Origin of the sequence: Bacteroides caecigallinarum, assembly GCF_016901995.1 — a bacterium.
Classification (GTDB): Bacteria; Bacteroidota; Bacteroidia; order Bacteroidales; family Bacteroidaceae; genus Phocaeicola; species Phocaeicola cellulolyticus.
The window spans coordinates 1-2235 of record NZ_JACJLE010000107.1 but is presented as its reverse complement, the minus strand read 5'-3'; the positions used below and the strand labels follow the sequence as shown (position 1 = coordinate 2235).

Sequence of the window (2235 nt, the reverse complement as noted above, 5' to 3'; positions counted from 1 at the left end):
ATCCAGCACCTCTGTATCAGAATGAAGTGATACTTTTACTACCGGTTTAATATCCACCTCCTGTGTTTTCATTCCGATGAACGAAATAACTAGAGTTCCGGCCGAACTTTCGCTTGTTCCATAAATCTTTATATAAATATCCTATTTTTATTAGCTATACTAAAAATATCAGTATTACATTCAATTTTACATTCTGTTTTGTATAAGAAAACTAATATCAGGGAGGCAGACAAACCTATAAGAAAACATAGGGTATTCGACCGTTATTGTACGTTTTCATACATTCTCGTACATCGAAAAAAACGTGGGCATGTTTCAAGTAAAGCGTGCGCACGTTTTAAATCGAACGTGCGTACGCTTTAAGTCGAATGTACGCACGCTTGAAATGTACTGAATTTAGTTGTCAGTTTGTGTTGTGATTCCTGACCAGGTTGACATGTAAAGAGACATTCACAATATTGACTATACCTTATTATATAATAATCTACACCAAGACTTTGATAGTTTCCTGTATTGTATTAAACATTGATCCAATAATATCTTCAAGCATTTTTTTCCAGATCATTCACAATACCTTGCGGAAGAATGTCTGCATAATGCTGGGTAGTACGAATATTCTTATGTCCCAATAATTTCTGTACAGTAGTAATGTTTACACCTTTATATACAAGTAAAGTGGCATTTGTATGTCTGGCAGTATGAAATGAAATATGTGTACTAATACCTGCCAACATTTTTATTCTCTTTAGTTCCTTGTCAATACTTGAATTTGAATTTATTTTAAAAAAAGAACCTATGTCGCAACTATACCTTTTTAATATAGACATTGCCTTGCCATTAAAAAGAAGATATAATGGTAATCTGGTTTCGACTTCTGTTTTTACAGATTTATACATTAACCATAATTTATTATCAATATTGATTAGATTTTCTTTAGTTAACGAACAGAAGTCTGAATATCTTAGTCCCGTATAACAACAGAATAGAAAGGCGTCTAGCGTATGCAGCATTTTTCTATTTTTTCCACATAATGACAAAGTTTCCAGTTTATGAAGCTCTTCAGGCAGAAGAAATGTATATTTCGACTCACCTTTTAACATTTTGTATCTTCTAAATGCGTCTTCATCGGTTTTTATTAATTTTTGGTTTATTGCTTCATTATAAAAACTTCTTAAATGCTTGATGTGTTTGATAATAGTATTAATTTTATAATTTCTTGAAGTCAGAAACTTCTCAAATTCCATTATGTATTCATATGTTATACTTCTAAAAGACGTACCAGAGTCAAATATGTTTATGAGTTTTACAGTTGTCATAAGATTCTTTTTTGTACTATCTCTTTTTCTGCTGGTATTAATATATCCTTTACAAAAATCTATAAATGCTCCATCATTTATATTAGTATTCTCAATATCGGTATTGATTAATTGCTCAAGTGTAAGTGGAGTATTATTTTTCCACATCTGAAGTTCTTTCCACTCTAATTTTAGTAAATGTTCTTCCAAAAACCTATTTAACAACTCATGATTAGGGTGCGAAGGCATTACTTCCTGTTTCCTGACATTCCAATACTTAGGTTTAAGGAATACATTTGTAGGTAAGTAAATTTTGTTGGAAAGTAGCTTTGCTTCTATTTCCACCATAGCCATAGAATTTGCATTTAGGTTATTTTCACGATTAAGAACTAGTTTAAAACAAATTTTCTGCATAATACTTTTTGATTTATAAATAATGAATATAGTGACATATAATCTTTCAAGGAATAAAATAAGTGATATTATTAAGTATCGAATTGTAATAAAACATCAGATTACTATCAAAATGCTTTTTTTATGATGTAAAACATGTAATCGTTTGCTTTTTTAGAAGAAATTTGTCAATTTAAGTGTTAAAAAGCAGGGAATGACGACTTTTTGCTTAAAAAAAGAGAAAAATATTCAGATTTTATTATTACTTTTGCGACCTGTTAGAGAGAACAAATTTTTATTAATGTAAAGTTAAACTTTAAGAGAGATTTTTATGAAAAGAAAATTGATGCTGTTAATGACCTGCCTGTTTATTGGTATAGGTCTGGTAAACGCTCAGGTCTCTAAGGTAACAGGTACTGTTACTTCTCACGAGGATGGTTTACCTGTAGTGGGCGCATCTGTATTGGTTAAAGGTACTCAGGTTGGTACTGTAACTGATATTGATGGTAATTTCACTATTACTAACGTTCCAAGTTCGGCCGGAACT

General features: G+C 30.8%; 2 protein-coding genes. One reads left to right on the top strand and one right to left on the bottom strand.

Annotation, left to right across the window (positions count from 1 at the left end; all coding sequences use genetic code 11):
* Positions 1–542: 542 nt before the first annotated feature.
* Positions 543–1709 carry a site-specific integrase gene (locus H6A61_RS15105; protein WP_204394721.1) on the bottom strand — a complete coding sequence of 389 codons (1167 nt, stop codon included), beginning with the start codon at positions 1707–1709 and terminating at the stop codon, positions 543–545.
* Between the two features lie 310 nt (positions 1710–2019).
* Here H6A61_RS15105 and H6A61_RS15100 point away from each other — a divergent pair.
* On the top strand, positions 2020–2235 hold a 216-nt coding region (locus H6A61_RS15100; protein ID WP_204394719.1), incomplete at its 3' end, for a carboxypeptidase-like regulatory domain-containing protein.